The sequence below is a fragment of the Marinicella rhabdoformis genome, from assembly GCF_009671245.1.
Lineage (GTDB): Bacteria > Pseudomonadota > Gammaproteobacteria > Xanthomonadales > Marinicellaceae > Marinicella > Marinicella rhabdoformis.
In genome coordinates, this window is the sequence record NZ_VTFS01000020.1 from 1 (window position 1) to 281 (window position 281).

1 protein-coding gene is annotated in these 281 nt (G+C 45.2%); it reads right to left on the reverse strand.

Annotated elements, in window-relative coordinates; genetic code table 11:
- Positions 1-281, reverse strand: a 281-nt coding sequence (locus FET73_RS15120; RefSeq protein ID WP_218944371.1) for a hypothetical protein, incomplete at both ends; no start/stop codon positions are given.

A 281-nucleotide genomic window follows, 5' to 3' on the forward strand; every position in this document is an offset into this window, starting at 1 on the left:
AGTGACCACACAGGTTTGGTTAGGTGAAGTAGGTTGTGTTAAGACAGAAACATTGTATGCAGAGCCATCATCTAAAGCGGTAGCAAAAGTGCTGACGCCATTGGCATTGACATTCAAGTCATCACCACCGTTGTTTTGGATCACAACTGTATTGCCACCAGCCAAGCCAGAAACATTGACACCGACAGTGTATTGAGTAGTCACACAACTGACATTAACTGTGGCATCGCCACCTGCCAAATTACCAGCATCTGCATTGTCGAAACTACACACTTGATCAG